Annotated in this window: 25 protein-coding genes and 1 tRNA gene; 5 read left to right on the top strand and 21 right to left on the bottom strand. The window is 56.1% G+C overall.

The window, feature by feature from the left end; genetic code table 11:
* Window positions 1-13: 13 nt before the first annotated feature.
* Both EKL29_RS23240 and EKL29_RS07245 read left to right on the top strand, forming a co-directional pair.
* The gene (locus tag EKL29_RS23240) at window positions 14-184 is read left to right on the top strand and encodes a hypothetical protein (protein ID WP_167456942.1); all 171 of its coding nucleotides are present in this window, start codon (window positions 14-16) and stop codon (window positions 182-184) included.
* Between the two features lie 109 nt (window positions 185-293).
* Entirely contained in the window at window positions 294-533 is a 240-nt protein-coding gene (locus EKL29_RS07245; protein WP_120451224.1) for a hypothetical protein, read from the top strand.
* 116 nt (window positions 534-649) lie between these two features.
* On the opposite strand, the gene yniD is transcribed toward EKL29_RS07245, so the two are convergent.
* From yniD to EKL29_RS07225, 5 genes are all read right to left on the bottom strand, one after another.
* The gene (yniD, locus tag EKL29_RS23235; RefSeq protein WP_240629425.1) at window positions 650-757 is read right to left on the bottom strand and encodes a small membrane protein YniD; all 108 of its coding nucleotides are present in this window, start codon (window positions 755-757) and stop codon (window positions 650-652) included.
* Between the two features lie 110 nt (window positions 758-867).
* Window positions 868-1,296 (bottom strand): OsmC family protein, encoded by a 429-nt coding sequence (locus EKL29_RS07240; RefSeq protein ID WP_126689233.1) that lies wholly within the window; start codon window positions 1,294-1,296, stop codon window positions 868-870.
* Window positions 1,297-1,340: 44 nt separating this feature from the next.
* Entirely contained in the window at window positions 1,341-2,528 is a 1,188-nt protein-coding gene (gene lldD / locus EKL29_RS07235; protein ID WP_120451222.1) for an FMN-dependent L-lactate dehydrogenase LldD, read from the bottom strand.
* A gap of 17 nt (window positions 2,529-2,545) precedes the next feature.
* Window positions 2,546-3,313 carry a transcriptional regulator LldR gene (lldR, locus tag EKL29_RS07230; RefSeq protein ID WP_120451221.1) on the bottom strand — a complete coding sequence of 256 codons (768 nt, stop codon included), beginning with the start codon at window positions 3,311-3,313 and terminating at the stop codon, window positions 2,546-2,548.
* Between the two features lie 252 nt (window positions 3,314-3,565).
* Complete coding sequence (locus EKL29_RS07225; RefSeq protein ID WP_120451220.1) at window positions 3,566-3,778, bottom strand: hypothetical protein; 213 nt, start codon at window positions 3,776-3,778, stop codon at window positions 3,566-3,568.
* Window positions 3,779-4,185: 407 nt separating this feature from the next.
* Here EKL29_RS07225 and dbpA point away from each other — a divergent pair, with 407 nt between their 5' ends.
* Complete coding sequence (gene dbpA, locus EKL29_RS07220; RefSeq protein ID WP_126689232.1) at window positions 4,186-5,571, top strand: ATP-dependent RNA helicase DbpA; 1,386 nt, start codon at window positions 4,186-4,188, stop codon at window positions 5,569-5,571.
* Between the two features lie 197 nt (window positions 5,572-5,768).
* Here the strand turns inward: dbpA and EKL29_RS07215 are convergent, their stop codons facing one another.
* Complete coding sequence (locus EKL29_RS07215) at window positions 5,769-6,161, bottom strand: YgiW/YdeI family stress tolerance OB fold protein (protein WP_120451218.1); 393 nt, start codon at window positions 6,159-6,161, stop codon at window positions 5,769-5,771.
* Between the two features lie 178 nt (window positions 6,162-6,339).
* Between EKL29_RS07215 and EKL29_RS07210 the strand changes: the two genes are divergently transcribed.
* Complete coding sequence (locus EKL29_RS07210) at window positions 6,340-7,302, top strand: chemotaxis protein (protein WP_126689231.1); 963 nt, start codon at window positions 6,340-6,342, stop codon at window positions 7,300-7,302.
* A gap of 413 nt (window positions 7,303-7,715) precedes the next feature.
* Window positions 7,716-9,284, top strand: a complete 1,569-nt coding sequence (locus EKL29_RS07205) for a methyl-accepting chemotaxis protein (RefSeq protein WP_126689230.1) — start codon at window positions 7,716-7,718, stop codon at window positions 9,282-9,284.
* Between the two features lie 104 nt (window positions 9,285-9,388).
* Here EKL29_RS07205 and EKL29_RS07200 read toward each other — a convergent pair whose 3' ends face one another.
* From EKL29_RS07200 to proB, 15 genes are all read right to left on the bottom strand, one after another.
* On the bottom strand, window positions 9,389-10,384 hold the full coding sequence (locus tag EKL29_RS07200; protein WP_120451216.1) for a glycosyltransferase family 2 protein: 996 nt from the start codon (window positions 10,382-10,384) through the stop codon (window positions 9,389-9,391).
* Window positions 10,385-10,400: 16 nt separating this feature from the next.
* Window positions 10,401-11,690, bottom strand: coding sequence for an oligosaccharide flippase family protein (locus tag EKL29_RS07195; RefSeq protein WP_126689229.1), 1,290 nt, complete (start codon window positions 11,688-11,690; stop codon window positions 10,401-10,403).
* Between the two features lie 2 nt (window positions 11,691-11,692).
* Complete coding sequence (locus EKL29_RS07190) at window positions 11,693-12,682, bottom strand: glycosyltransferase (protein ID WP_126689228.1); 990 nt, start codon at window positions 12,680-12,682, stop codon at window positions 11,693-11,695.
* Between the two features lie 726 nt (window positions 12,683-13,408).
* Window positions 13,409-13,798, bottom strand: a complete 390-nt coding sequence (locus EKL29_RS07185) for a thioesterase family protein (protein ID WP_126689227.1) — start codon at window positions 13,796-13,798, stop codon at window positions 13,409-13,411.
* A gap of 132 nt (window positions 13,799-13,930) precedes the next feature.
* Entirely contained in the window at window positions 13,931-14,938 is a 1,008-nt protein-coding gene (locus EKL29_RS07180) for an alpha/beta hydrolase (RefSeq protein ID WP_126689226.1), read from the bottom strand.
* Window positions 14,939-15,282: 344 nt separating this feature from the next.
* Window positions 15,283-15,358: transfer RNA gene (locus EKL29_RS07175), tRNA-Thr, on the bottom strand.
* A gap of 176 nt (window positions 15,359-15,534) precedes the next feature.
* Entirely contained in the window at window positions 15,535-17,283 is a 1,749-nt protein-coding gene (locus EKL29_RS07170; protein ID WP_126689225.1) for an amylovoran biosynthesis protein AmsF, read from the bottom strand.
* A gap of 44 nt (window positions 17,284-17,327) precedes the next feature.
* Window positions 17,328-17,453, bottom strand: coding sequence for a hypothetical protein (locus EKL29_RS23230; RefSeq protein ID WP_257026002.1), 126 nt, complete (start codon window positions 17,451-17,453; stop codon window positions 17,328-17,330).
* A gap of 28 nt (window positions 17,454-17,481) precedes the next feature.
* Window positions 17,482-17,775, bottom strand: a complete 294-nt coding sequence (locus EKL29_RS07165; protein WP_126689224.1) for a hypothetical protein — start codon at window positions 17,773-17,775, stop codon at window positions 17,482-17,484.
* Window positions 17,772-18,119: a hypothetical protein gene (locus EKL29_RS07160; RefSeq protein WP_120451204.1), complete on the bottom strand. Its 348-nt coding sequence runs from the start codon at window positions 18,117-18,119 to the stop codon at window positions 17,772-17,774. The genes EKL29_RS07165 and EKL29_RS07160 overlap by 4 nt, the downstream gene beginning before the upstream one ends.
* On the bottom strand, window positions 18,116-18,583 hold the full coding sequence (locus EKL29_RS07155; protein WP_120451203.1) for a glycoside hydrolase family protein: 468 nt from the start codon (window positions 18,581-18,583) through the stop codon (window positions 18,116-18,118). The genes EKL29_RS07160 and EKL29_RS07155 overlap by 4 nt, the downstream gene beginning before the upstream one ends.
* Before the next feature lie 202 nt (window positions 18,584-18,785).
* Window positions 18,786-19,064, bottom strand: coding sequence for a hypothetical protein (locus EKL29_RS07150; RefSeq protein ID WP_120451202.1), 279 nt, complete (start codon window positions 19,062-19,064; stop codon window positions 18,786-18,788).
* Window positions 19,065-19,488: 424 nt separating this feature from the next.
* On the bottom strand, window positions 19,489-20,220 hold the full coding sequence (locus EKL29_RS07145; RefSeq protein ID WP_120451201.1) for an XRE family transcriptional regulator: 732 nt from the start codon (window positions 20,218-20,220) through the stop codon (window positions 19,489-19,491).
* A 361-nt stretch (window positions 20,221-20,581) separates the two neighbouring features.
* The gene (gene proA / locus EKL29_RS07140; protein ID WP_126689223.1) at window positions 20,582-21,835 is read right to left on the bottom strand and encodes a glutamate-5-semialdehyde dehydrogenase; all 1,254 of its coding nucleotides are present in this window, start codon (window positions 21,833-21,835) and stop codon (window positions 20,582-20,584) included.
* 11 nt (window positions 21,836-21,846) lie between these two features.
* On the bottom strand, window positions 21,847-22,950 hold the full coding sequence (proB, locus tag EKL29_RS07135) for a glutamate 5-kinase (protein WP_126689222.1): 1,104 nt from the start codon (window positions 22,948-22,950) through the stop codon (window positions 21,847-21,849).
* Window positions 22,951-23,050 lie beyond the last annotated feature (100 nt).

Below are 23,050 nucleotides of genomic sequence, written 5' to 3'. Positions count from 1 at the left end.
AAGGAGTCGAGCCATGTTGATTGGATTTGTGTTGTTAGTGAGCGCCTGCGGCCACGACGCCTGCGATGCCTTGCCGGTATCAGAGCGGATTTATCCGACTAAAGCGGCCTGTGAAGCCATGGCGGATCGTATCCATAAAGTACGACCTGGCGTGGTCCTGCTGTGCGGTGAAGTGCATCGCTAATTAAGGCCATCGATAGCGGTGGATAAAAAAGAGGCAGTTTTAACGTTGCAGCCAGCGGCAACAGCGTTCAAAATATAAGCTGTTTTAAACTATTATCGTTGTGATCCCCATGAAAACACCACGCCCCCGTCGTCCGACTGGACGCTGGGTTTATTACATTTTGTATGACGGCATTCTCTGGCCCTGCCCGGTGCGCTGGGAGTGGGAAAGCGGCTACGGCGGCTGGCTGCCGTTTTACTATTCGCCGACCTTTGAGTTTGTCGCAGGCGATCCAGGCAAGGCGTATCGCATCGCCCGCAGCGACGTGCGCGCTAAACGGCGCGAGCAGGAGGAGCGTGAATATGTGTAATGCAGCTCAGCGGGAAACCCAGGGCAGCCAGGATGAAGTCATCAGAAAGTGAATCAGCTCCAGCGCCAGCACGATCATCACTAATACGCCCAGCTTGTGGCGGCAAATCCATGTTTTCAGGCCCATATCATCGCCGCCCAGCGGATCAGCAGCAATGCGCCGCAAATACAGAGTAGTACCAGCACCATTTTCCAGGAGTTTTTTGACGGCAGATATTTCGCCACGCCTCCCCTCCTTCCGCAGAAAGAAAAGATGCGCCACTGGGCGCATCCATCGAGGTTCATAAGAACCGGGCCAGCATAGCGTGGTCGCCGGTTAAGGGCGACCTGCTGGATCAATTATTCAGGGTATAGTCGAGCGTAATCTCAGCGTTCAGCACCTGAGAGACCGGGCAGCCCGCTTTCGCCTTTTGAATGATTTCATCAAACGCCGCGTTGTCGATGCCAGGCAGACGAATGGTGCTGTTCAGCGCGACTTTGGTGATGGCAAAACCCTCGCCTTTTTTATCCAGCGAGACGTCAGCCGTGGTATCGATGCTCTCGGGCTTATGGCCTGCATTGCCCAGCATCAGCGACAGCGCCATGGAGAAACAGGCGGCGTGCGCCGCGCCGATCAGCTCTTCCGGGTTAGTGCCCTTCGCGCCTTCGAAGCGGGTGTTGAAACCGTAAGGCGTCTGGCTCAGCACGCCACTTTCGGTGCTGATGGTGCCTTTCCCTTTAATATCGCCTTCCCAGTGCGCCGATCCTTTCTTGTGAATAGTCATTTCATTCCTCCGGTTGGTGACGAGTGAGTAAGTATAGACAAGCCTCAGCTAACGGCACGGGGACGCGGCGCGGCGCCCAGGTTGGCGAGCGCGGCGCCGGCATCCACCAGCGCGTCACGCGTAATGTCGGCGATCGATTTCGCGCCGGTCAGCGTCATCGCCACGCGCATCTCTTTCTCCACCAGCGAAAGTAAATTTTCCACGCCGCGCTGGCCGTGCGTCGCCAGCGCATACAGGTAAGCGCGCCCCAGCAGCACGCTGTCGGCGCCGAGCGCGATCATGCGCACCACGTCCAGCCCGTTGCGAATGCCGCTGTCGGCGAGAATAGTGATATCGCCCTTCACCGCATCGGCGATAGCGGGCAGCGCGCGTGCCGACGACAGCACGCCGTCAAGCTGGCGGCCGCCGTGGTTCGACACCACGATGCCGTCCGCGCCGAAACGCACCGCATCACGCGCGTCTTCCGGATCGAGAATGCCTTTGATCACCATCGGGCCATCCCAGAACTCGCGGATCCACTCCAGATCGCTCCAGGAGATCGACGGATCGAAGTTTTTCGCCAGCCAGCCGATGTAATCCTCCAGCCCGGTCGGCTTGCCGAGGTAGGTGGAAATATTGCCGAGATCGTGCGGGCGGCCGTGCAGGCCAACATCCCACGCCCACTGAGGGTGCGTTACCGCCTGCCAGTAGCGGCGCAGGGCAGCGTGCTGCCCGCTCATGCCGGAGTGCGCATCGCGATAGCGCGCGCCGGGCGTCGGCATATCGACGGTAAAGACCAGCGTCGAACAGCCTGCGGCTTTGGCGCGCTCCAGCGCGTTGCGCATAAAGCCGCGGTCGCGCAGCACGTAAAGCTGGAACCACATCGGACGGTTAATAGCGGGAGCAACCTCCTCAATCGGACAGACGGAAACCGTCGACAGCGTAAAGGGGATGCCTTTTAGCGCCGCGGCACGGGCGGCCTGCACCTCGCCGCGTCGCGCGTACATGCCGCACAGGCCTACCGGGCCCAGCGCCACCGGCATCGCCAGGGTTTCGTTGAACAGACGGGTTTCCAGACTCAGCTCAGACATATTCTTCAGCACGCGCTGACGCAGCGCCACGTCGGCCAGATCCTCGACGTTGCGCTGCAGCGTACGTTCGCTGTAGGCGCCGCCGTCGATGTAGTGGAAGAGAAACGGCGGCAGAATACGCTGCGCGGCGGCGCGGTAATCGGAGGCGGCGGAGATAATCATAGGGCGTTTTCCTTGCGTTAAAGAGAGTTATTGCCCGGCAGACGCGTGATGCGCGCCTGGCGCGCTTCGTCTTCATGCAGGCTTTTCAGGGTAGCGTGAACAAAGCCGAGGTGCTCCATCGCCGCCCGTCGCGCCTCCTCCGCCTCTCCGGCGAGGATCGCGTCGAGCAGGCGCTGATGCTGTTCGGTGAGGCGGGCGAAAATCGGCGGCTGGCTGTACATACGCTGTCGGCTTTGCAGCACCGAGGACTGCAGCAGCTCAAAGAAACCGCGCATGGTCTGCAGCAGCACAACATTGTGCGACGCTTCGGCGATAGCGAGATGAAACCGCACGTCGGCCTGCGCGGCGAGGTCGGGATCGTCGCTCTCTTTCAGCTTCAGCGTAGCGTCGAAAGCGAGCCGCAGACGCTCTTTATCCGCCTCGGTGGCGCGCTGCGCCGCATACCAGGCGGTGCTCGCCTCTATCGCATGACGCGCTTCAAGAATGTCGTAGCGATAGTCGGGATCGTCCTGCAGCAGTGCGCGTACAGGCGCGACGATGCGCTGCTCCGCCCAGGGGGCAAGCGGCTGGCGCAGCCAGGTGCCGCCGCCGCGACGGCTAATCAGCATGCCGCTGCTGACCAGCCGCTGCAGCGCTTCGCGCAGCGAGGAGCGCGACACACCCAGCTCGGCGGCCAGCTGACGCTCTGCGGGGAGTTTCATGCCCGGCTCCAGCTTCTGCTGTTCTATATAGCGTCGCAGCCGCACGACGAGATGCTCGGTAACCGGCGATAGGGATTCAGTCATGGCGTTATCCAGACGCGGCGCGGCGTATTTGGTCGGACCAAAAAGGCGCTATGGGTCAATAGAGGGTTAAATGGTTAATTCTTTGTTAACCTGAAACAACCTTTTGCGCCGTGATTTTTCCGCTTCTGTGATTTGTCCCGAAAAGTAAGATGAGATTGGTAGGACCAAACTGGCGAGACTGGGGCGGATAAGGAAACGAACGGGCATAAAAAAAGCCTCCAGATGGAGGCTTCGTTCAGCAGGACGGCGTTGTCAGGCGCTCTTCGCCCATTTTTGAGCCGTCATCATCTCCATCGCCAGCGTAAACAGCGCCTGCTGGTTCTGTTCCGCGTTTTCGGCGTAGCAGCCGATCATTGAGACAACCTTGTCAGCAGATAAGCTTTCACCGTGGAGATGCAGCGTCAGCACTGCGCGACCAACGATTTTCAGCACATCTTCATGTGATCCCTGGGCAATATTACTCAATGGAAAACCCTCAAACTGTCGTTGTAATAGAAGTATGGCGCGCTAAATATAAAGCAATTGCGGTGATTATTTTATCGGCTGTGTGAGTGAGATTATTTAATGATTAATTCTTTTGCTGGAGTTAAAAAAAAGGAATCATCTGATATAAAAAGGATTAAACTTTTCACAACGGGGATTTATAAAGCTTCGACTGGCCTTAAAAAGCAACAAATTATGCACAAATAGTTCATCATCACCTGGAAGCATTAAAAGATTACATCCATTCTCATACATCTTCGGGTTATTCCTAAACGCCTGCGAAGCGAAGCTTTCGTGCAGGTTACCCTTTTCCCTGGTTGCCGCGCGACGCGCATTCTGCCAGACTTGCCGCGCTATTTTTCGACCACCTTTTGCCGCCGAGGCCGCCTGTGACCGCATTTTCTACCCTTACCGCTCTTCCCGCCAGTCAGATCGCCAACCTGGGCGAAATGGGCTACACCGATATGACGCCCATCCAGGCCGCCACGCTACCCGCTATTCTGGCGCGACGCGACGTGCGGGCGCAGGCCAAAACCGGCAGCGGCAAAACAGCGGCGTTCGGCATCGGCCTGCTGCAGCATATCGACAGTAGCCGTTACGTTACCCAGGCGCTGGTCCTCTGTCCGACGCGCGAGCTGGCGGATCAGGTCAGCAACGTGCTGCGCCAGCTGGCGCGCTTTACCCGCAATATTAAAATTCTCACCCTGTGCGGCGGCCAGCCGTTGAGCGCGCAGCGCGACTCGCTGGCGCACGCGCCACATATCGTGGTCGGCACGCCGGGCCGTATTCTCGATCATCTGAAGCGCGAAACGCTGAAGCTCGATCAGCTCGCCACGCTGGTGCTGGACGAGGCGGATCGCATGCTGGAAATGGGCTTTCGCGATGATATGGAGGCGGTGGCCGCGCTGACGCCCGCCAGCCGCCAGACGCTGCTCTTCTCCGCCACCTGGCCGGAGAGCATCGCCTCGCTTAGCGCGCGCTTTCAGCGCGACGACGCGCTGCATGTCGCCACGGAAGAGGTCAGCGAGCTGCCCGCCATCGAACAGGAATTTATCGAAGCGAGCCAGAACGAAAAGCTGCCGCTGCTGCAGGCGCTGCTGTCGCAGCGCCAGCCAGCCTCATGCGTGGTGTTCTGCAACACCAAACGCGAGTGCGACGATATTGCCGCCGCGCTCAATCAGCAGGATATCAGCGCGCTGGCGCTGCATGGCGATCTGGAGCAGCGCGATCGCGAACGAGTGCTGATCCGCTTTGCTAACGGCAGCGGTCGCGTGCTGGTGGCGACCGACGTCGCGGCGCGCGGGCTGGATATTAAAGCGCTGGCGATGGTGGTGAACTACCAGCTGGCGTGGGATCCGGAAGTGCATGTGCACCGCATTGGCCGCACCGGCCGCGCAGGCGAACAAGGCAGCGCGGTAAGTTTTGTCGCAGCGGACGAAATGGCGCGCGCCCACGCGCTGGAAGATTTTCTGCAGCAGCCGCTCAACTGGGTGGCGGCAAGCGCGCTGAAAAAAGGCGTGCGCCAGCCGCTGCCAGCCGCCATGATGACGCTCTGCATTGATGGCGGCCGCAAAGCGAAGATCCGTCCGGGGGATATTCTTGGCGCCCTTACCGGCGAGGCGGGCTTTCGCGCCGACCAGATCGGCAAAATCGATATCACCCCCAGCCATGCTTACGTCGCCGTTGCGGCGAGCGAAGCCAAAGCCGCGCTGGTCAGGCTGAAGCAGGGAAAAATGAAAGGCAAAAGCGTGCGAGCGATTCTGCTGAAGGACTGAAATAAGCGGCTGGATAGCGCGGGGAGCGAAACGTCCCGCGCTATTGACTAAAACAAGGCAACGCGCTGGCGCGAAGAGCAACGCACCTCAGGGATAAGGTGCGGATTTACCCGGGGTGGACGAACAAGTGTCCCTGAGTAACGTAGCGATCGGGCCAGGACAGGCTACGTCGCAGCGCCAGGGTGCCCTCCGGGCTGTTACGGCTCGTCAATCTGCGTAACCTGCAGCACCGTTTTCTCACCTTTGCCGTGTACGCGGCCGCTGACGCGCACCTGCTCGTCCGCTTTGTAGGTTTTGCCGCCGAAGGTTTTTTGCGGTGCGATAATAGTGATAGTGCCGGTACTGTCGCGGAACTGGTAGTTATCGCCCTGCAGTTTCTTCAGGATATATCCCTCAAGCGTGACGTAACCGTCCTGACGGAAATCGCGGATCTGGTTGATATGCGTCTGGCCGGTATCCTCTGAACCTTTATAACCTGCATCCTGCTTTTTCTGCGGCGGCGGCGTCGCGCCCGCTTCAAAACCGCCCTTCTCGGCCAGCGCCGGTAAACTCAACAAGGCCAACAGCGTAAACGTCATGACTTTTTTCATGGTGCGCTCCTTTAGTGAAATTTTTCCGTTGTTACCCGTTAAGCCTGGCACAAGAATCGCTAACCGCCTGGTCGATCTATTTTTCACCACTGCCTCTTACTTTTTTGCGAACTGTGCCGATAACGCTCTTAACACCCACTATCGCCGCGCAACAGGCGGCAGCAAGGCAGAGCCAACGATGGATAATTTTCAAAAAGAGATAGATGAAAGAGCAAATCTGGCGTTATCAAACCGCTTTGAACTGCTGCTGTTCCGCCTGGTCACCGATCAGGCTAAAGGGAAATCCGAACTGTTCGGCATTAACGTTTTCAAACTGCGTGAAATCGTGCCGATGCAGCCGATCACCCGCGCAGCGGGCATGCGTTCGCCGCTGCTGGGCATGACCAATATTCGCGGTCAGTTTATCCCGGTCATTGATCTGCCAGCGGTCGCAGGTTGTACGCCGGAGACCGGCCTGAACCTGCTGCTGGTTACCGAGTATGCGCGTAATACGCAGGCCTTCGCCGTAGAGTCGGTCGATAATATTGTGCGCCTCGACTGGAGCCAGGTGCATACTGCTGAAAAAGGCATTGGCGGCCGCAATATCACCAGTATCGCCTGCCTCGAAGATGACAAAGGCAGCAATAACCTGGCGATGGTGCTCGACGTTGAACAGATCCTGTATGACGTGATCCCATCGGTGCGCGGCGACGAGCCGGCGCCGGAAATCGTGCGCAGCTTTAAGATCAAGCCGGGCGCGGTGGCTATTGTGGCTGAGGACTCGAAAGTGGCGCGTCAGCTGCTGGAGCAGGGCCTGAAAAGCATGGGCATTCCGGCGCTGATGCACAACACCGGACTTGAAGCCTGGCTGAAGATCAAAGAGATGACCGAAGCGGCGCAGGCGGCGGGCGAGTCGATTCACGACAAAATTGCGCTGGTGCTGACCGATCTCGAAATGCCGGAGATGGATGGCTTTACCCTGACGCGCAATATCAAGCGCGAAGAGGCGCTGAAGCGCATTCCGGTCGTGATCCACTCTTCGCTCTCCGGCAGCGCCAACGAAGACCATGTGCGTAAAGTCGGCGCGGACGGCTACGTCGCGAAATTCGAAATTAATGAACTCTCCTCCGTGATCCACAGCGTGCTGGAAAAAGCGCCCTGATGCTCGCTGAACACGCGACGCCCCGTCGCGTGTTCCTTTTCTGTTTCGCTTCTCCCCCTGCGTTGCCCTGCTTTCGCTCTGATGGCCTCATCAGCGCCTGCCCTTGCTCGCCTGCTGCTTAACGGACCAGATTCAACTGCTTAGCCTGATTAATCTGATAGCTCGCTAAGGTCTTCTGATCCTCTCCGCCGCTAATGATAAGCACCCGGCGCGCCCTTTATGCCGCTACGCCGGCCAGAAAACGCTCGGAAAAAATTAAAGTCAAAACAAAAACATCCGATAACCTGTGCGCCAGCTCTCATTCTTAGCCGTTATCGTGCGGCCTGGGAATCCGGCGCAGACTGGTCACGCACAGGCGTTAAAAACTTAACTATTGAAGCAGAACATTTTATGTAATCGCGGGGAGAACAGAGATGTGGAGTTTAAAAAACATGAAGGTCGGCGTCCGGCTTGGCGTCGCCTTCGGCATTGTGGTGGTGTTGATGGTGATCATTGGGATAACAACCGTCAGCAAAATCCAGAGCATCAACAGCGGCATTTCCGCTATCGTTGACGACCGCTACGTCAAAGTGCGTCTCGCCTTTGACGTGCGTGACGGCGTCAACGATCAGATTAAGTACCTGCGCGGGCTGGTCATCGACACCCCGCATCCGGACAGAAACGTCAAACGCTACGGCCAGCTTGATGAAGCGACCCAGCGCACCAATACCGCAATGAACCGCATCGCCGCCATTCAGGTTACTGCCGTCGGCAAAAAGAAAATCCAGGGTCTGATTGAAGCGGGCAAGCAATTCGAAACCGCGAAAAGCGCGCTGATCGCGCTGGTGAAAGCGGGTGATTTCGAAAACGCCGGTGTCTATGCGCTGAAAACCATGACGCCAGCCCAGAATGCTTTCCTTGAAGGCGCAGAGAAGTTCGCCAACTCGCAGGATTTACAGCTGCGCAACGAAGGCCGGACTATCGTCAGCGCCGCCAGCACCGCAATAATGATTACGCTGATCTGCGCCGCACTGGCGATCGTCGCCTCGATTCTGCTGGGCATTTACCTGACTCGCTCAATCGTGCGCCCGCTCACCGAAGCGGTTGGCGTCGCCGAGCGCGTCGCCGCGGGCGATCTCAGCTCAAAAATCACTATCGACAGTCGCGATGAAACCGGCGTGCTGATGCGCGCGCTACAGCAAATGAACGACAATCTGCTGAGCATTGTGACCGAAGTCCGTACTGGCTCCGATACCATTGCCGTCGCGTCGAACCAGATCTCCAGCGGCAACCTGGATCTCTCTACCCGTACCGAACAGCAGGCGAGCTCGCTGGAAGAAACTGCCTCGGCGATGGAGCAGATGACCTCTACCGTGAAGCACAATGCCGACAACGCGCGTGAAGCCAATCAGCTGGTCGCGACGACGTCCGCCGTGGCGCGTGAAGGCGGCGTGGTGATGGAACAGGTCATCGAGAAAATGGAGGCCATTGCGCTGTCGTCGAAGAAAATTGTCGACATTATCAGCGTGATCGACTCTATCGCCTTCCAGACCAATATTCTGTCGCTTAACGCTGCCGTCGAAGCGGCGCGCGCGGGCGAACAGGGACGCGGTTTTGCCGTAGTGGCGAGCGAAGTGCGTAATCTGGCGCAGCGCTCGGCGTCGGCGGCGAAAGAGATCAAACTGCTGATTGAAGATTCCGTGATGAAAGTGGATGAAGGCAGCAGGCTGGTTTCCCACGCGGGCTCAACCATCGGCGAGGTGGTCAACAGCGTGAATAGCGTGGCGGGCATCATGAGCGAAATCACTATCGCCAGCAGCGAGCAGAGCACCGGCATCAGCGAAATCAATATGGCAATTACCCAGATGGAAGCGGTGACGCAGCAGAATGCCGCGCTGGTACAGGAAGCTTCGGCTGCCTCGCAGGCGTTGCAGGATCAGGCGGAACGTATGGCGCAGGCGATGAGCGTGTTTAAAACCGGCGCGCTGCGCCCCGCTCAGTAAGCGATTCAGCATCGGGCGGCCGTTGCGGGCCGCCCGACGTGATTAACGATGATAAGCCAGAGAAACGTAAAATCCGGTCGTGTGTAGCGGATGAAATACATCCATTAAAAAGCGCGCGCCTTATACAGGGCGTAAAGACAGTAATAAGCCGCAAAACTATTGAAATTCATAATAATATATTTCAGTTTTTCATTGCGGTTCAGCAGGATAAAAATTCCTTTCGAATATTTGCCGCGTTTAATCTCATTAATTTCGCGTGAGATTTCATTGTGCGTAAAGGAGTCGTGATACATCGACGTCACTATCTGCATATCCAGCGCCAGTACCCGCTTAGAGACGCCTTTCAGAAAGTAGTCGAGATCGCGGTGCGTATACTTATTCATGATGGTGTCATACAGGCCGGTCAGAAACTGCTTGCGCTCCTTGAGTTCGTTGTACTGAACACGCTTCTTTGACAGCGAATCCATCACGTTCTCGTAATGGTAGGCTGTGCTGTCGATCACCAGACAGTTACTGACGTTGTAAAAGTACTTGAGGTTGAACAACAGATCTTCGCTCATGGAGATCCCCTCAAGAAAATGGAGATTATTCACCTCAATTACGCGTCGACTGTAACACTTGTTGTGCAGATAACCGATATTATCGCTCATCTCCAGTTCGCCCAGCAGATAAGGCATCTCCTGCGCCGCAAAATAGCCATATTTACGGATGCTGCCGATACGATCGTCGACCAGGTTGCCGACGATTAAGTCTACCGGCCTGCCGTGGCTGTTATCCAGCGACTGCTGAAAGCTGGCGAGAAAGTGCTCGTCAACCCAGTCGTCAGCGTCGAGGAAAAGAATAAAATCCCCCTGCGCCTGCTTCAGCGCGCGATTACGCGCCGCGCTGACGCCGCCATTCGGCTGACTGATAACGTGAATATTCTGCTGGTAGCTAAACTCCTCCAGCAACGCGGCGGTGCCGTCGGTGCTGCCGTCATTAACCACTATCACTTCATAATCGTCGCAGGTCTGCTGTAAAACACTGATTAATGTTCTTCTCAATGTTTTTTGCGCATTCCACGCGGGAATAATAATGCTGAACTTGGGTGTAGATATCATTTTTCATTCCTCTTAACTATCTGAGGGTTTTAGCGTCGTTTAATAAAAACCATATTTTTTTAGGACTGAAAAAAGAACGATGAATGGTTAACATCGGTTGGGCGGCAAAAAAGTAATTCAGCAGCGTGAACGAGAGCAGTTCGGTCAAAATAACGCTAAAGGCTGCGCCGGTCAGGCCATAGAGCGGCACCAGAACAGCAGAAGAAACCAGGCAAATCAGCAGCACGAAAAAGGTTTTTTTCACCAGATAGGCGTAACCGTTGTATTTGATAATAAAGCGATCCATCACGCTGCTCAGCAGGCCGAACATCGCGCCCAGACAGAGCCAGACCGTAGGCGCGACCGCATCCTGGTAGGCAGGACCGTAAAAGTAATGAATAAAGGGCGGTGCCAGCAGCGCGACGGCGGCGATCACCAGCGCCGACACCCCCACTACCAGCAGGTGCAGCTGCTGAATTTTAACGATGGCGCGTTTAGGATCGCGTTCAGAGAAAAAGGCGGGATAGAACGACGCCAGCAGCGCATTGGGCAAAAAGACCCAGGCGCCGGAGAGCGTTAACGCCACCGAAAAGACACCAGCCTCTTTAACGCCGAGAAAATAGCTGACGCTGAACTGGTTCAGACGCGTATAGAGCGCCACGGCGATAACTGAGAAGATAAGCGTGCCGCCGGACGCCAGCATATAGCGTGAATAGATTTTAAGCTGTTTGCGGCTCGGCGTGCTCAGCGCGCCTTCATAGCGGCGGAACAGCGCCAGCTTGATAACAAAGGGAATAAAGGTCGCCAGCACGATCGGCAGCGCCAGATAGTGCGGATCCAGCTCGAAGTATGAGATGACGAAGCGTATCGTCAGGCTAATGGTTAAGCCGATAGCGTTGGCAATGACGTTGAGTTTCGCATTCAGCATCGCCTCGTTGAAGACGTTGACCAGATCGATGGCGGAAAAGAGGCAGGCGATGGCCGCAGCGACAATAAAGATCTGCGCCTGCGAGGTCATCTCTGCGCGCATTATCACCATACCGGCCGACGCCAGCACCAGATAGAGCGTGAAGATCAGTACCGATGCGGAGAGCATCAGCCTGATGCCGGAGTGTTTATTCTGCGACAGCCGTTTCAGCAGAATGACATCGCTGCCCATATAGGCCACGGTCTGCAAAAACTGAAACACCAGCAGCGAGATGGAAATAATGCCGAAGGTGGTCGGCCCGACATATTTCGCCACGAAGGAGGTAACGAAAATCAGGCCAAAGACCGCAATGATCTTCTCGGCGATCATCCACAACGAATTCTTCAGTTTATCTTTCATGATTACCCTCCGCGAACCGCGCTTTGCGCCAGCTTGCGCAGCTGGGAGACCAGACGCGGCGAGCAGAAAAAAAGCGTGAAGTAGAGGCTCCAGCCGTTAACGATGACCCCCGAAGAGAGGTAGGCTTTAAAAGCCTGCCGGTAACGGCGTATATGATCGTTGATAAAGGCGGAATTAAACTCGCCTGAGACGATGGCTTTATATAAATAGGCTGAGGAGACCTTCAGCAGCAGGAAATAGAAAAATTTGTCGTTGCTGCGCGACAGCAGCCGCTGCATTTCACTAAATGAACGGGCGAATGAAAAATGTTTTTCGCGCACCGACGAGCGCGTCGCCGAGTTCTCAGACTCAACGTAGTTGTAAATGACGCTGTTGATGCATATCACCCGCTGGCTTTTAAGCAGGCTGAGATACTGCATGACAAACAGCAGGTCTTCGAAATTAGCGATCTGCTCATTAAAGCGCAGCTGATGCGCGCGAATCAGCTCGCCGTTAAAGAGCTTGTCGCAGATGCCGTGACGCGGATGGAAATAGAGCAGATCGTTGACAGCGTCGCTGGCGCTGAGCACCCGACGCGCCGCAGAGGAAAACGTACGCGCAACAGGCCGCCCCTGCGGTGTAAAGTGCTGCGACTCGCCGACAATCAGGCCAACGTCATCATTCATTAGCGACAGGCAGAGGCTTAATGCGTTGTCGGGCAGAAAATCATCCGCATCGACGAAGCGCAAATAAACGCCGCGCGACGCCGCAATGCCCGCATTGCGCGCCGATGAAACGCCGGCGTTACGCTGGGTAATAATGCGCACCTGGGGATGGTCGCGCCAGCTCTCCAGTATCAGCGGCGAGCTGTCGGTCGACCCGTCGTCAACCAGAATCAGTTCAACGCGCGCCTCTCGCTGCGCCAGCACGCTTTCAACACAGCGAATAATCGAGTTTTCCGCATTATATACCGGCACAATTACGCTAATTAACGGGCTGTTAAGCGTTACCATAGATCCTCTGGGAAAAGTGTTTTACGTCCACGCTAAAAGCGCAGCAATAACCGCAATAAAACGTTAGTGCCGGGCTCACTTCAGCATTTTTATTTTTCCCGGATAAATAGTGTGCGACTACAGAAAAAATCAGGATTGAATGATGAGATATTACGTGCCGCTTTTATTCCGTCAATGGGGCGAACGCGAAACCGGAATTTCCGCACAGACGCTCTGCTTATTCATCAGAATGAATGGATAAGCAGGGATTACGCTTATCTGTGAGATTTATCACCTGTCTGAACTGGCGTCCTTAAACGGTAAAAAACCCACTAATAACGGTTCCTCTTCAACCCGCAGAAAAGCAGTTTTAGCCTTAGGATTTATCCTGGCAGGAAAAAGCAAAAAAAGCTGTGCTTTCATGACGTCGTACAAACCGACGTGAAATTAGATTAACCGGGCTTAATAAGTTTTATTTCTCGATGCGTGCAATATTTATCTGCGGTCAGCAAGGCACTCTTAAGAAGAATAACAATATGCATTTAAAACATAGCGCCAGCTTAAACAGTGCTGATGTAAAAAAAGCGGGGATAAAGGCGGAAAAATTAAGGCGGTTAACGTGACGAATATCTCATCAATTTCGCCGGGCGGCCTAAGAATTGGCCGAGAGGTCAGGACAGAGGGAAATAAGGCATCGGGCGTGGTGCGTAACGGTAAAGGGCTGGCTTTAGCCCTTCACCCTCTGCGTTACAGCGCGTTTAAGGCGTGCATTACCGCATCCGGCATGCTGGGCCTGCCATTGCTGAGGCAGGTTGCGACAAAAGTCGCCTCGGCATAAGTCACGCCGTCGACTCTGATCTGCTGAACGAAGTTAACCCGATTGCGCTTTTCATTTTTTTCCAGCGCACAGGTCACTTCCAGTCGGTCGCCCTTTTGCAGGCTCTTGCGGAAGCGCAGCGAATATTCCAGCACCATATAGAGGCGTCCCTGTTTAAACTCCTCTTCAATGTCGATACCCAGCGCTTCGCGCATATAGGCATGGCGCGTCCATTCCATATAGAAAGGATAATAGAGGCCATCGACGATGCCCTGGAAATCGATATGGTTTTCATCAACATCATAGTGCTTTGCAAACATGTCTGTATCCTGCAGTCGTGAGTGGAGTAACAGCTTGATTTTGCGAATTTAACCTGGCGCAGTCTCTGGTGCACTGCTTTTTGTGTGCGCGGCGAGGTAAAAAAAGCCAGGCAGGTTGCCTGGCAAAGGGAGTTAATTCAGATGCGTTTTTAGCTCATCGGCCGCCTGGCGCAGCGCAGTACGTACCGCAGGTACGTTGCTCAGTCCGTTCAGCAAGCCGTAATCGTGGATCAGACCGTTGTAGCGCGTTAACGTGACGTCGACGCCAGCGGCATCCAGCTTACGCCCAAAGGCTTCGCCTTCGTCGCGCAGCACGTCCAGCTCGGCGGTCTGGATCAAAGTTGGCGGCAGCCCCTGCAGCTGTTCGCGGGTAGCGCGCAGCGGCGAAGCCAGAATATTGTTTCGATCGCTCGCTTTAGTGGTGTAGTTATCCCAGAACCATTTCATCATGTTGCGCGTCAGAAAATAGCCATTCTGGAACTGATGATATGACCCGGTATCAAAGTGCGCGTCGGTCACCGGCCACAGCATCACGTCATAGCGAATCGCTGGCGTATGCTGCTGCTTCGCCTGCAGCGCGACCGCCGCCACCATATTGCCGCCGACGCTGTTGCCCACCAGCGCCAGACGTTTGCCATCCACGCCAATCTCGGCGCCATGTTCTGCGACCCAGCGGGTTGCGGCATACGCCTGATTGATGGCGACGGGATAGTGCGCTTCCGGTGACGGCGTATAGTTAACGAATACCGCCGCGGCGCCCGACTCGACGACCAGATCACGCACCAGGCGTTCATGGGTCGGGAAATCCCCTAATACCCAGCCGCCGCCGTGAAAGAACATAAACACCGGCAGCGTGCCCTGCGCGCCTTTGGGCTTAACAATATTGAGTTTTAAAGGCTGTGCGTTTATCTCGATGGTTTTTTCCGTTACCTCTGCGTCAGGCAACGTCGCGCCTTTTTGCGCGCCGATCAGCACCTGCCGCGCCGCCTGCGGCGAGAGCTGTTCAAGCGGTTTGCCGCCGCTGCTGTTCAGGGCATTTAAAAAGCTTTGTACGTGACGTTCCGGCTGCGGTGCTTCAGCGAAGCTGTTAGCAGAAGCGGCGGCCAGCGCCACGGCTAAAAAGGTATATTTAATTTTCATGAGGTTACTCCTTTAATCAATTCACTATTAAATCGCACGCTATTTAAATGCACCGCCTTAGCTACGGCGCATTCGGGATGAGCTGAATTTACATAGCGCGCTACTTAATAGCAAACAAAAAATAATACACTTTCTTCAAATAAAGCGTATCCATTTGATTATCATTGCTTTTTATTTTACCAGGCGGCACGCAGTGCTAAAAAGAGAGGGGCGACAAGGCTGAGGTCGATGAGAAGGGTTCAGTGGTTTACAGCAAGGGGGATTTTGAGCACTCCTTCAGTCCCAAATCTGTCACACAGGCTAAAAGGAGAAGGAACGAATGATGGGTAACGCTTTGATATAACTGGTGCCGGAAACAGGAGTCGAACCTGCGACCTTCGCATTACGAATGCGCTGCTCTACCAACTGAGCTACACCGGCATTAAGGCGAGAACTACGGGGCAATAAGGTAGAAAAAAGCGCTATCTGCGTCAAGAGCCGCAGCGTGCAGATGCTGCTTTTCTCGTCATTTGATACCTGAAATCGCTCCCCCGCTCGCTTTCTGCGCCAGAAACAAAAAAAGGCGAGGCCGCAGCCTCGCCAAAACGTGCCTGTCATCAATCGTAATAAGGAACCTTGCGGTCGGTACCATTGATATTGATAAGCACAAAGCCCGAAGGCGTGGTTTTGTTAGTCGGCGTACCCGCGGTCGTCGCGAGCGTGACTACGCCTTTCTCGTTGGCGCCGATCCCTGCCAGTCCATTATGCAAGCCAAAGCGTGCGGCCGGTTTCAGCGTCCCCATCTTGGTGGTGTCCGTTACCACCGACATATCGGACTGGAACAGCGAGCAGGAGCCGCTATCGAAGCGCGTTGGGCCGGTACATTGCAGGTTGAACATAGTGTCCCCACTGTTCGCGGCCAGCTTTACCCACACCACCGCATAGGTGGTGCCGACACGACTGTAGCGAATATCCAGCACCGCCGGTTGCCCCATATGGCAGGCGTCGGCCCAGACGGTTTCCAGTCGCTGCAGGTTGATCCAGGTTTTACCGGTCCCCACCATATTGACCGGCGAGGTGGCGGTCGTGGACGGTGAAGTGGCGTCGCCTTTACCAATCATCTCAATAACCCATTGCTGATTAGGGTTAGGGAAGAAGAACTGGCCGAGGCGATACCAGTTATCGGTGCTGGTATTGTTGGTTACTTTATAACCGCTGTAGTACCCTGCTCGCAGCGAGCCGGTCATAAAGGTGCCGTGGTTCTCGTCACGACGATAACCATACTCAAAGGTAGAGAGCCAGCGGCCGCTGACGGCATCCTGAGAGATAGTGCCGCCCGACTGCAGGCCGATCTGGCGCATCACCACGCGCGCATTGTTCAGATTGAATGGGTTGTCGCAAGCTTCAATGTTCAGCGTGTCGATAGTCCAGCCGCCGTCGGAGAGATTGCCGGGGTTGCGCGTATGCTCAATCCAGACGTTGCGCATAATCCCCTGAGTCACACGCGGCATATAGAGCGTGGCGTCGCCGTAACCAGTCTGGAAGTTAGCGTTGCTCAGCTCGATTGCCGTTGAGTGATCCCAGACGCCATACGGTGAGTTTGACCAGCCCACATCAAACACGCGCGAATAGGTGTAGAGGGTATAGATCTGGTCAAACTTACTGTCGAGCGTATCCAGCAGTTTGAACACTGTGCCGCCGGTATTCTGCGCGCGGAAGCAGTGAATATTCACCGTTTCCCCTTCGATACAGGTGTTCTCAAAGAACGGCTGGGTGTTGCTCACCAGATCGGCGGTGATGGTGCCGGTGTTCTTCACGGTATCGGCGCTGGCCTGACCGTTCCACGCCATCCCGGTGATCACCGTACGGCGCGCTTTTACCTTAAACACCGGCGTGGCGCTTTTATCAGAGATAATGGTGGTACGCGGCAGCGAACCCAGCGGCGAGTCATCGCCGAGCAGACCAAAGAAGGTCGCATCAGTGGCGCTGAGATCGATAGGCTTGATCAGGAATTTCCCGCCGGGAAAACGCACGGGCAGCGCGACGCAGTTGGCGTTCCAGGTTTTGGTCCAGTTGTACATGCGCATAAAGGCGTCGGTGTCGTCAGTGTAGCCATCGCCTTTCGCACCGAAGTGCAGCACGTTCAACTCGGATGGATCGTTAATGGTGCGCTTCCAGTAGAAGCCATCGCCCACCGCAATTGTGCCACCGTCATCTTTCAGCGTGGTGGTGCCGAGGTAGCCGATAAAATCGCCGCCGCCACGGAAGGTTGAATCCTTATCATAATAGCGGTTCAGGCTGGCGACCTGGCCTGCTGCTGCGGGTTTGGTGGTACGCAGTTCAGCATAAGAGTTCACTTCAATCATGGTATCCTCCTCAGGATTTCAGGGTACTAATGCTCTGACGTCTGTCAGTGCGTGGCCGGACGGCCGCAAAGTTGGTCCCACATGTCGTTGTGGGTATTGATGGCGCGAACGGTGCGAACGTCCATGCGTTGCGCATCGTCGCCGTGGGTGTAAATCGGTGAAAAAAGCACGCAGGCCGAATCGGTGACGGCCGCTGGCTCAGGGTTTGTTGTATTTCGACTGCTGCAGCTTGTCGCGAGCAGCAGCGTCATCAAGATTGCTGTTCTCGGTCGTAACACGGGTCGCCTCCTCGCTATGCAGTTGTTGCTGATGCGCGACGGCGGCAGTTTGCGCCGCCTCTTTCTTCGCGCTCTCCGTATCGGCTTTGGCCTGCTGCTGCACCTTGCCGATCTTTTTGCCGCCGAAGTAGCTGGCGCCCAGCGCGGCAATTAGCGCCCCAATAACGGCGATCCAGTGCCAGCCGCCTGAGAGCAGTGCGGTAAACAGGCTCATTTTTTCTTCGTCTCCAGTTCTTGCTTTTGCAGCAGCAGATTCTTCTGCCGAACAAACTGCGCAATGACGCCCATCGCCACCATAAAGGCGCCGATCAGGCCGAGATAGTTGTGGGGAAGAATGGCTTTAACGTCTTCCGGCAGGGTGTTCCAGGCGTCCAGCGCCGCAGTGGGAAAGGACTGCACCCAGGCACTGAGCATCGATCCCAGCGACGCCAGCCAGACAGACCAGGTTTTAAACAGCAGCCGCGCATGGGCGACAAACTCCAGGGTGGTGAAGCGCTGCATAATCAGCAGCACAACGATGACCGCCAGGACGGCGATGATAAAAAGCAACCATTTCATAGCAGCCCCCGATAAACGTCATAGGTGCCGCTGCGCATCACTTCGGCATGACGACGGGCGCGTCCCGGCGTCTGACGCGCCCACAGGCTGTTGAGCATGGAGTTGGCCGCGCTGTCGTAGTCCTCCGCCGCCACCGCGCTCAGCATGCTGGTAAACAGAGAGAGACCATCGACCCCGAGCTGGTACGCCATGCTGTAAAGCACGTCGCTGCGCGCGTCGTTGCACTTCGCCAGCGCCTGTTGCAGCAGCGGTCGGCTCTGCATCTGCTGGGCTTTGCCCTCGATGATGCATTTCTTCCAGACGTCGCCGACCTGACGCGGCACGCGAAACACATAGTTATTGAGTGACGCGCCTTTTGGTCCGATGCGAATGCCACCCGCCACGGTAGGAAACCCCTGCGTGTCGAGATAAGGCGCTTCGACGTAACCCTCTTCAAAATTGAGAATCTCAATAATCTGGCTCATGACCATTCCTCTATTACGGGCATGGGAAAGCGTTCCCGATGCGACAACGACAGTTAAAGCGCACTGATCAGTGCCAGAGATAACCCCAGCAATGCCCCAGGCGAACCCAGCAGCAGGCCTAAACAGTGCGGTCAGGATCCCCGTTCAGACAAAACGGGAGAAAAGGTGAAGTACAGCGGTACAGGCAGGAAACAGGGCAGATTCAGCGCACGGCGTAGAGGTGCACATGCGGCAGACAGCAGTTATCGAAACTGGCGTTTTCGGAACGGTTAACGTGCGTCGGGGCGATTGCCCGTTCAACACGCGAAGTCACCGGACGCTGAGCGATGCGTTCGGCGTGACGTAAAGGGGGATTTTCGGGTTCGCAGCCCAGCGCCTGATCGATGCTGAGCTTGAGTCGACTGAGCGGCTGACGCCGACGATGTCTGCGGGTGCGTGCATTACCTACGAATACGCTTTTGCCATAATGTATTATCGCCATAACTCCTCCTGTGAATGAGTCTTTGGCGATGGGGTGGCAGGCGCGGGTTTTCGGCAAGCCGAACCGTCCCGGATGCCGCGTTTTCCGCTCACAGCGCAGTGCCCCGGCTGTAATAACAGCCAGGCTAAGCGCGAGTTGGGAGAAAAAGGCGGCATCTGACGACGCTGCATGTGCGCATCCACCCCATCCCAAAGTTCACTGACTTTGGATGGTTTGATTCGCGCTTGTGCAGCGCCTCGATTGTTTAAGAGCGGCTCACTCCGTGAGAGAAGGGCTTCGTTGGTCCACGCTCAAATTATTAACCTGTTCTTATGCTTTATCAAACACCAACAGTTAATTTTTTATTTACTATTGGTTAAATTTTTGAATTTTGCTGAATTATTTTTTTTCAGCAGGCTGGTACTGAACAGATTTTAGACAGACGCTAACCCAGTAGCTGATAGTGCCGCGCCTGGCTCAGGATGACCTTGGCCATCACCTGCATACTGTCTACATCCTCCCGATTAAGATACCAAGTTTCATAACGCTTATTATCTGAAATTACAGCGATTTTTTTATGCTGCAGCTGCAGTCGCTTGAGGTAAAGCTGGTTATCCAGGGTAAAGATATAGATACCGTCTCCGTCGAAAACCTTCACGCTGATGTCCACGAACAGCTGATCGCGCGGCGCAAAGGTCTCTACCATCGAATCGCTGTTGATGGCAATTAATCGAATATTTTCCGCCGGACGGCCATTGAAGAGCACGCGCGCCTCATCCACGCCATATTCAATGGCATGGATGGTCTCGACGAACTCTTCGCGTACATACAGCCCGGATGCTGACTTTTGCCCAATATCGAGGCTTTCAATACGGAACACATTGCGCTGCGCGTTAAGACTGTCGATCGACAGCGATTCGGCAGGCTTTTCCATTCCGTACTGCAGCCATTCAACCCGCACGCCCAGTAGCCGGCTCAACGCCAGCAAATTATTATCATCGGGCACCGATTGCGCGTTAAACCACTTCCACACGCCCGGCGTCGATATTTTGCACCCCAACTGTTGTAACGCTTTGGCAACCTGTTTATTTCGTCCATGTCCGACAATTCCCGCGCTTTCGCAAGCGGCAATCAGCCTGGCAGTAAAAGCTTGTCTCGTACTCTCTTTTTTAACCATTAGTTAATAATCTGCCATAGAGGAGATACTGGATGTTATTTTCATTATTGCTACCAGTTCATTTTATATTACCGTCCGTTTGCTACCCAATTGCTTTTGTAAAGCAGCGCTAATTATCATTATCCTCTTCACGTCTTGAGCAACCAGTCTCGAATGCACTGCGGCCCGTTGCGGCGCGGCTTTCAGGAATGTTCCGTAGAAAAATGGGCAAAAAACAGGCAGCCGCTTTGCGGAAAAAAAAGTGACGTCCTGACGCGCCGCAAGTCGCACCGGAAAACTCCAAATTTAACTGGATCGAAAAAGCGGCGTTAAAAAAAAAGGCGCCCGCTCTGGACACCCTTTTTGTTAAATAAAATCGCGATCAGGGGCGCAGCGTATCGTCGCCCCATGCGACCCATTTATAGGTCGTCAACGCCTCCAGCCCCATCGGGCCGCGCGCATGCAGCTTCTGCGTGCTCACTGCGACTTCCGCGCCGAGTCCAAACTGACCGCCGTCGGTAAAACGCGTGCTGGCGTTTACGTATACCGCCGAAGAGTCGACCTGTTTAACAAAGCGGCTGGCATTCTGCGTGCTGCGCGTCAGGATAGCGTCTGAATGCTGGGTGCCGTGCGTGCGGATATGCTCGATAGCCGCATCCATATCATCCACCAGCTTTACGTTGAGATCGAGCGACAGCCACTCGTCGACGTAGTCGCCCGTTTTGATCGGCGTGACGCTGGCGGGGCCGTCCTGCAACTGCGCCAGCACATTCTCATCGGCGTGCAGCGGGATCCCCTCCTGCGCCATACGCGCCGTGAATGCCGGTAAGAAACGATTGGCGATCGCGCGATGGATCAGCAAGGTTTCCAGCGAGTTACAGGCGCTGGGCCGCTGTTTTTTCGCGTTGACGATCACCTCCAGCGCCGGCGCGATCTCCATGGTTTCATCCAGGTAGATATGGCAAACGCCGATCCCGCCAGTAATCACCGGTATCGTCGAATTTTCGCGGCAGAGCTTATGCAGCCCTGCCCCGCCGCGCGGGATCAGCATATCGACATAGCGATCCAGCTTCAGCAGCTGGTTCACCAGTTCGCGATCCGGATTCTCAATCGCCTGCACCGCCGCCGCCGGCAAACCGTACTGCTGCAGCGCATTCTGGATTACCCGCACCGTGGCCGCGTTGGTGCGCCATGTCTCCTTGCCGCCGCGCAGGATCGAGGCGTTGCCGGTTTTCAGGCACAGGCTGGCGACATCCACCGTCACGTTGGGGCGCGCCTCATAAATCACGCCTACCACGCCGAGCGGAACGCGGCGACGCTCGATGCGCAGGCCGCTGTCGAGCTGGCCGCCATCGATCAGCTGGCCGACCGGATCGGCGAGCTGGCATACCTTACGCACGTCGTCGGCGATGGCACTCAGGCGCTGCGGATTCAGCGTCAGGCGATCGAGCAGCGCGGCGCTCATGCCGTTCGCGCGCGCATCGGCGAGATCCTGCTCGTTGGCCGCCAGAATCGTATCGCGTTCCTCATCGAGACGATCGGCGATCGCCAGCAGGACCTGATTTTTCTCAGCGGTCGAGAGATCGGCCAGCTTATACGCAGCGGCGCGCGCCGCTTTTCCCATTTCTTCAAGCATTTGACCGCTCCTTAACTGACGATCATGTCGTCGCGATGCACGGCCACCGGACCGTATTCATAACCGAGGATCTCCCCGATCTGCTGACTGTGACGACCAGCGATCATCCGCAGCGCATCGCTGTTATAGCGCGAGACGCCATGCGCGATATCGCGCCCTTGCAGGCTGCGAATGCGGATCACCTCGCCGCGTGAAAAGTTGCCGCGCACGTCGCGTATGCCTTTCGGCAGCAGCGAACTGCCGCGTTCGAGCATCGCCGCCAGCGCGCCGTCGTCGACGGTGATTTCGCCCGCAGGCGGCGCGCCAAAGATCCAGCGCTTGCGGTTCTCCAGCGGGGTCTGCATGGCGTGAAAGCGCGTGCCGACCGGTTGACCGGCAATCACGTCGGCGATAACGCCGGGTCGGCTGCCCGCAGCGATAATGGTGTCGATACCGGCGCGACAGGTGACGTCCGCCGCCTGCAATTTGGTGGACATGCCGCCGGTTCCCAGACCGGACACGCTGTCCCCCGCCAGCGCGCGTAGCGCGTCGTCGATTTCATGCACGTCGCTAATCAGCTCCGCCTGCGGGTTACTGCGCGGATCGGCCGTGTAGAGCCCCTGCTGATCGGTGAGCAGCAGCAGCTTGTCGGCGCCGCCCAGCATCGCCGCCAGCGCCGACAGGTTATCGTTGTCGCCGACTTTGATCTCCGCCGTCGCCACCGCGTCATTTTCGTTGATCACCGGCACGATATGGTTGTCCAGCAGCGCGCGCAGGGTATCGCGCGCGTTCAGGAAACGCTCGCGATCTTCCATATCCGCGCGGGTCAGCAGCATCTGGCCGATATGGATGCCGTAGATAGAGAACAGCTGCTCCCACAGCTGAATCAAACGGCTCTGCCCCACCGCAGCCAGCAGCTGCTTTGAGGCGATGGTAGGGGGCAGTTCCGGGTAACCCAGGTGCTCGCGTCCGGCCGCCATTGCGCCGGAGGTAACGATCACGATGCGATGGCCGGCCGCGTGCTGCTGCGCGCACTGACGAACCAGTTCCACCATATGCGCCCGGTTCAACCGGCGCGAACCGCCGGTAAGGACGCTGGTCCCCAATTTGACCACCAGGGTCTGACTGCCGCTCATATTTCCTGCCGTTTAAGTAAAAAAAGAAAAAAATTTCTGCGAAGGAACTTTTTATCAGGAGTCAGAAGCGAAGCCAACTCTCCACCGGGGAAAAGCACGA

Origin of the sequence: Pantoea sp. YU22 (assembly GCF_003970755.1) — a bacterium.
GTDB classification, from domain to species: Bacteria; Pseudomonadota; Gammaproteobacteria; order Enterobacterales; family Enterobacteriaceae; genus Pantoea; species Pantoea piersonii.
This window is presented reverse-complemented; position numbering and strand designations above follow the sequence as displayed.

Bases quoted from the DNA above. Each gene is read 5' to 3' on its own strand.
- EKL29_RS23240 (WP_167456942.1), top strand. From the start codon at position 14: ATGTTGATTGGATTTGTGTTGTTAGTGAGCGCCTGCGGCCACGACGCC.
- EKL29_RS07245 (WP_120451224.1), top strand. From the start codon at position 294: ATGAAAACACCACGCCCCCGTCGTCCGACTGGACGCTGGGTTTATTAC.
- EKL29_RS07240 (WP_126689233.1), bottom strand. From the start codon at position 1,296: ATGACTATTCACAAGAAAGGATCGGCGCACTGGGAAGGCGATATTAAA.
- lldD (WP_120451222.1), bottom strand. From the start codon at position 2,528: ATGATTATCTCCGCCGCCTCCGATTACCGCGCCGCCGCGCAGCGTATT.
- lldR (WP_120451221.1), bottom strand. From the start codon at position 3,313: ATGACTGAATCCCTATCGCCGGTTACCGAGCATCTCGTCGTGCGGCTG.
- EKL29_RS07215 (WP_120451218.1), bottom strand. From the start codon at position 6,161: ATGAAAAAAGTCATGACGTTTACGCTGTTGGCCTTGTTGAGTTTACCG.
- EKL29_RS07210 (WP_126689231.1), top strand. From the start codon at position 6,340: ATGGATAATTTTCAAAAAGAGATAGATGAAAGAGCAAATCTGGCGTTA.
- EKL29_RS07205 (WP_126689230.1), top strand. From the start codon at position 7,716: ATGTGGAGTTTAAAAAACATGAAGGTCGGCGTCCGGCTTGGCGTCGCC.
- EKL29_RS07200 (WP_120451216.1), bottom strand. From the start codon at position 10,384: ATGATATCTACACCCAAGTTCAGCATTATTATTCCCGCGTGGAATGCG.
- EKL29_RS07195 (WP_126689229.1), bottom strand. From the start codon at position 11,690: ATGAAAGATAAACTGAAGAATTCGTTGTGGATGATCGCCGAGAAGATC.
- EKL29_RS07190 (WP_126689228.1), bottom strand. From the start codon at position 12,682: ATGGTAACGCTTAACAGCCCGTTAATTAGCGTAATTGTGCCGGTATAT.
- EKL29_RS07185 (WP_126689227.1), bottom strand. From the start codon at position 13,798: ATGTTTGCAAAGCACTATGATGTTGATGAAAACCATATCGATTTCCAG.
- EKL29_RS07180 (WP_126689226.1), bottom strand. From the start codon at position 14,938: ATGAAAATTAAATATACCTTTTTAGCCGTGGCGCTGGCCGCCGCTTCT.
- EKL29_RS07170 (WP_126689225.1), bottom strand. From the start codon at position 17,283: ATGATTGAAGTGAACTCTTATGCTGAACTGCGTACCACCAAACCCGCA.
- EKL29_RS07165 (WP_126689224.1), bottom strand. From the start codon at position 17,775: ATGAGCCTGTTTACCGCACTGCTCTCAGGCGGCTGGCACTGGATCGCC.
- EKL29_RS07160 (WP_120451204.1), bottom strand. From the start codon at position 18,119: ATGAAATGGTTGCTTTTTATCATCGCCGTCCTGGCGGTCATCGTTGTG.
- EKL29_RS07155 (WP_120451203.1), bottom strand. From the start codon at position 18,583: ATGAGCCAGATTATTGAGATTCTCAATTTTGAAGAGGGTTACGTCGAA.
- EKL29_RS07150 (WP_120451202.1), bottom strand. From the start codon at position 19,064: ATGGCGATAATACATTATGGCAAAAGCGTATTCGTAGGTAATGCACGC.
- EKL29_RS07145 (WP_120451201.1), bottom strand. From the start codon at position 20,220: ATGGTTAAAAAAGAGAGTACGAGACAAGCTTTTACTGCCAGGCTGATT.
- proA (WP_126689223.1), bottom strand. From the start codon at position 21,835: ATGCTTGAAGAAATGGGAAAAGCGGCGCGCGCCGCTGCGTATAAGCTG.
- proB (WP_126689222.1), bottom strand. From the start codon at position 22,950: ATGAGCGGCAGTCAGACCCTGGTGGTCAAATTGGGGACCAGCGTCCTT.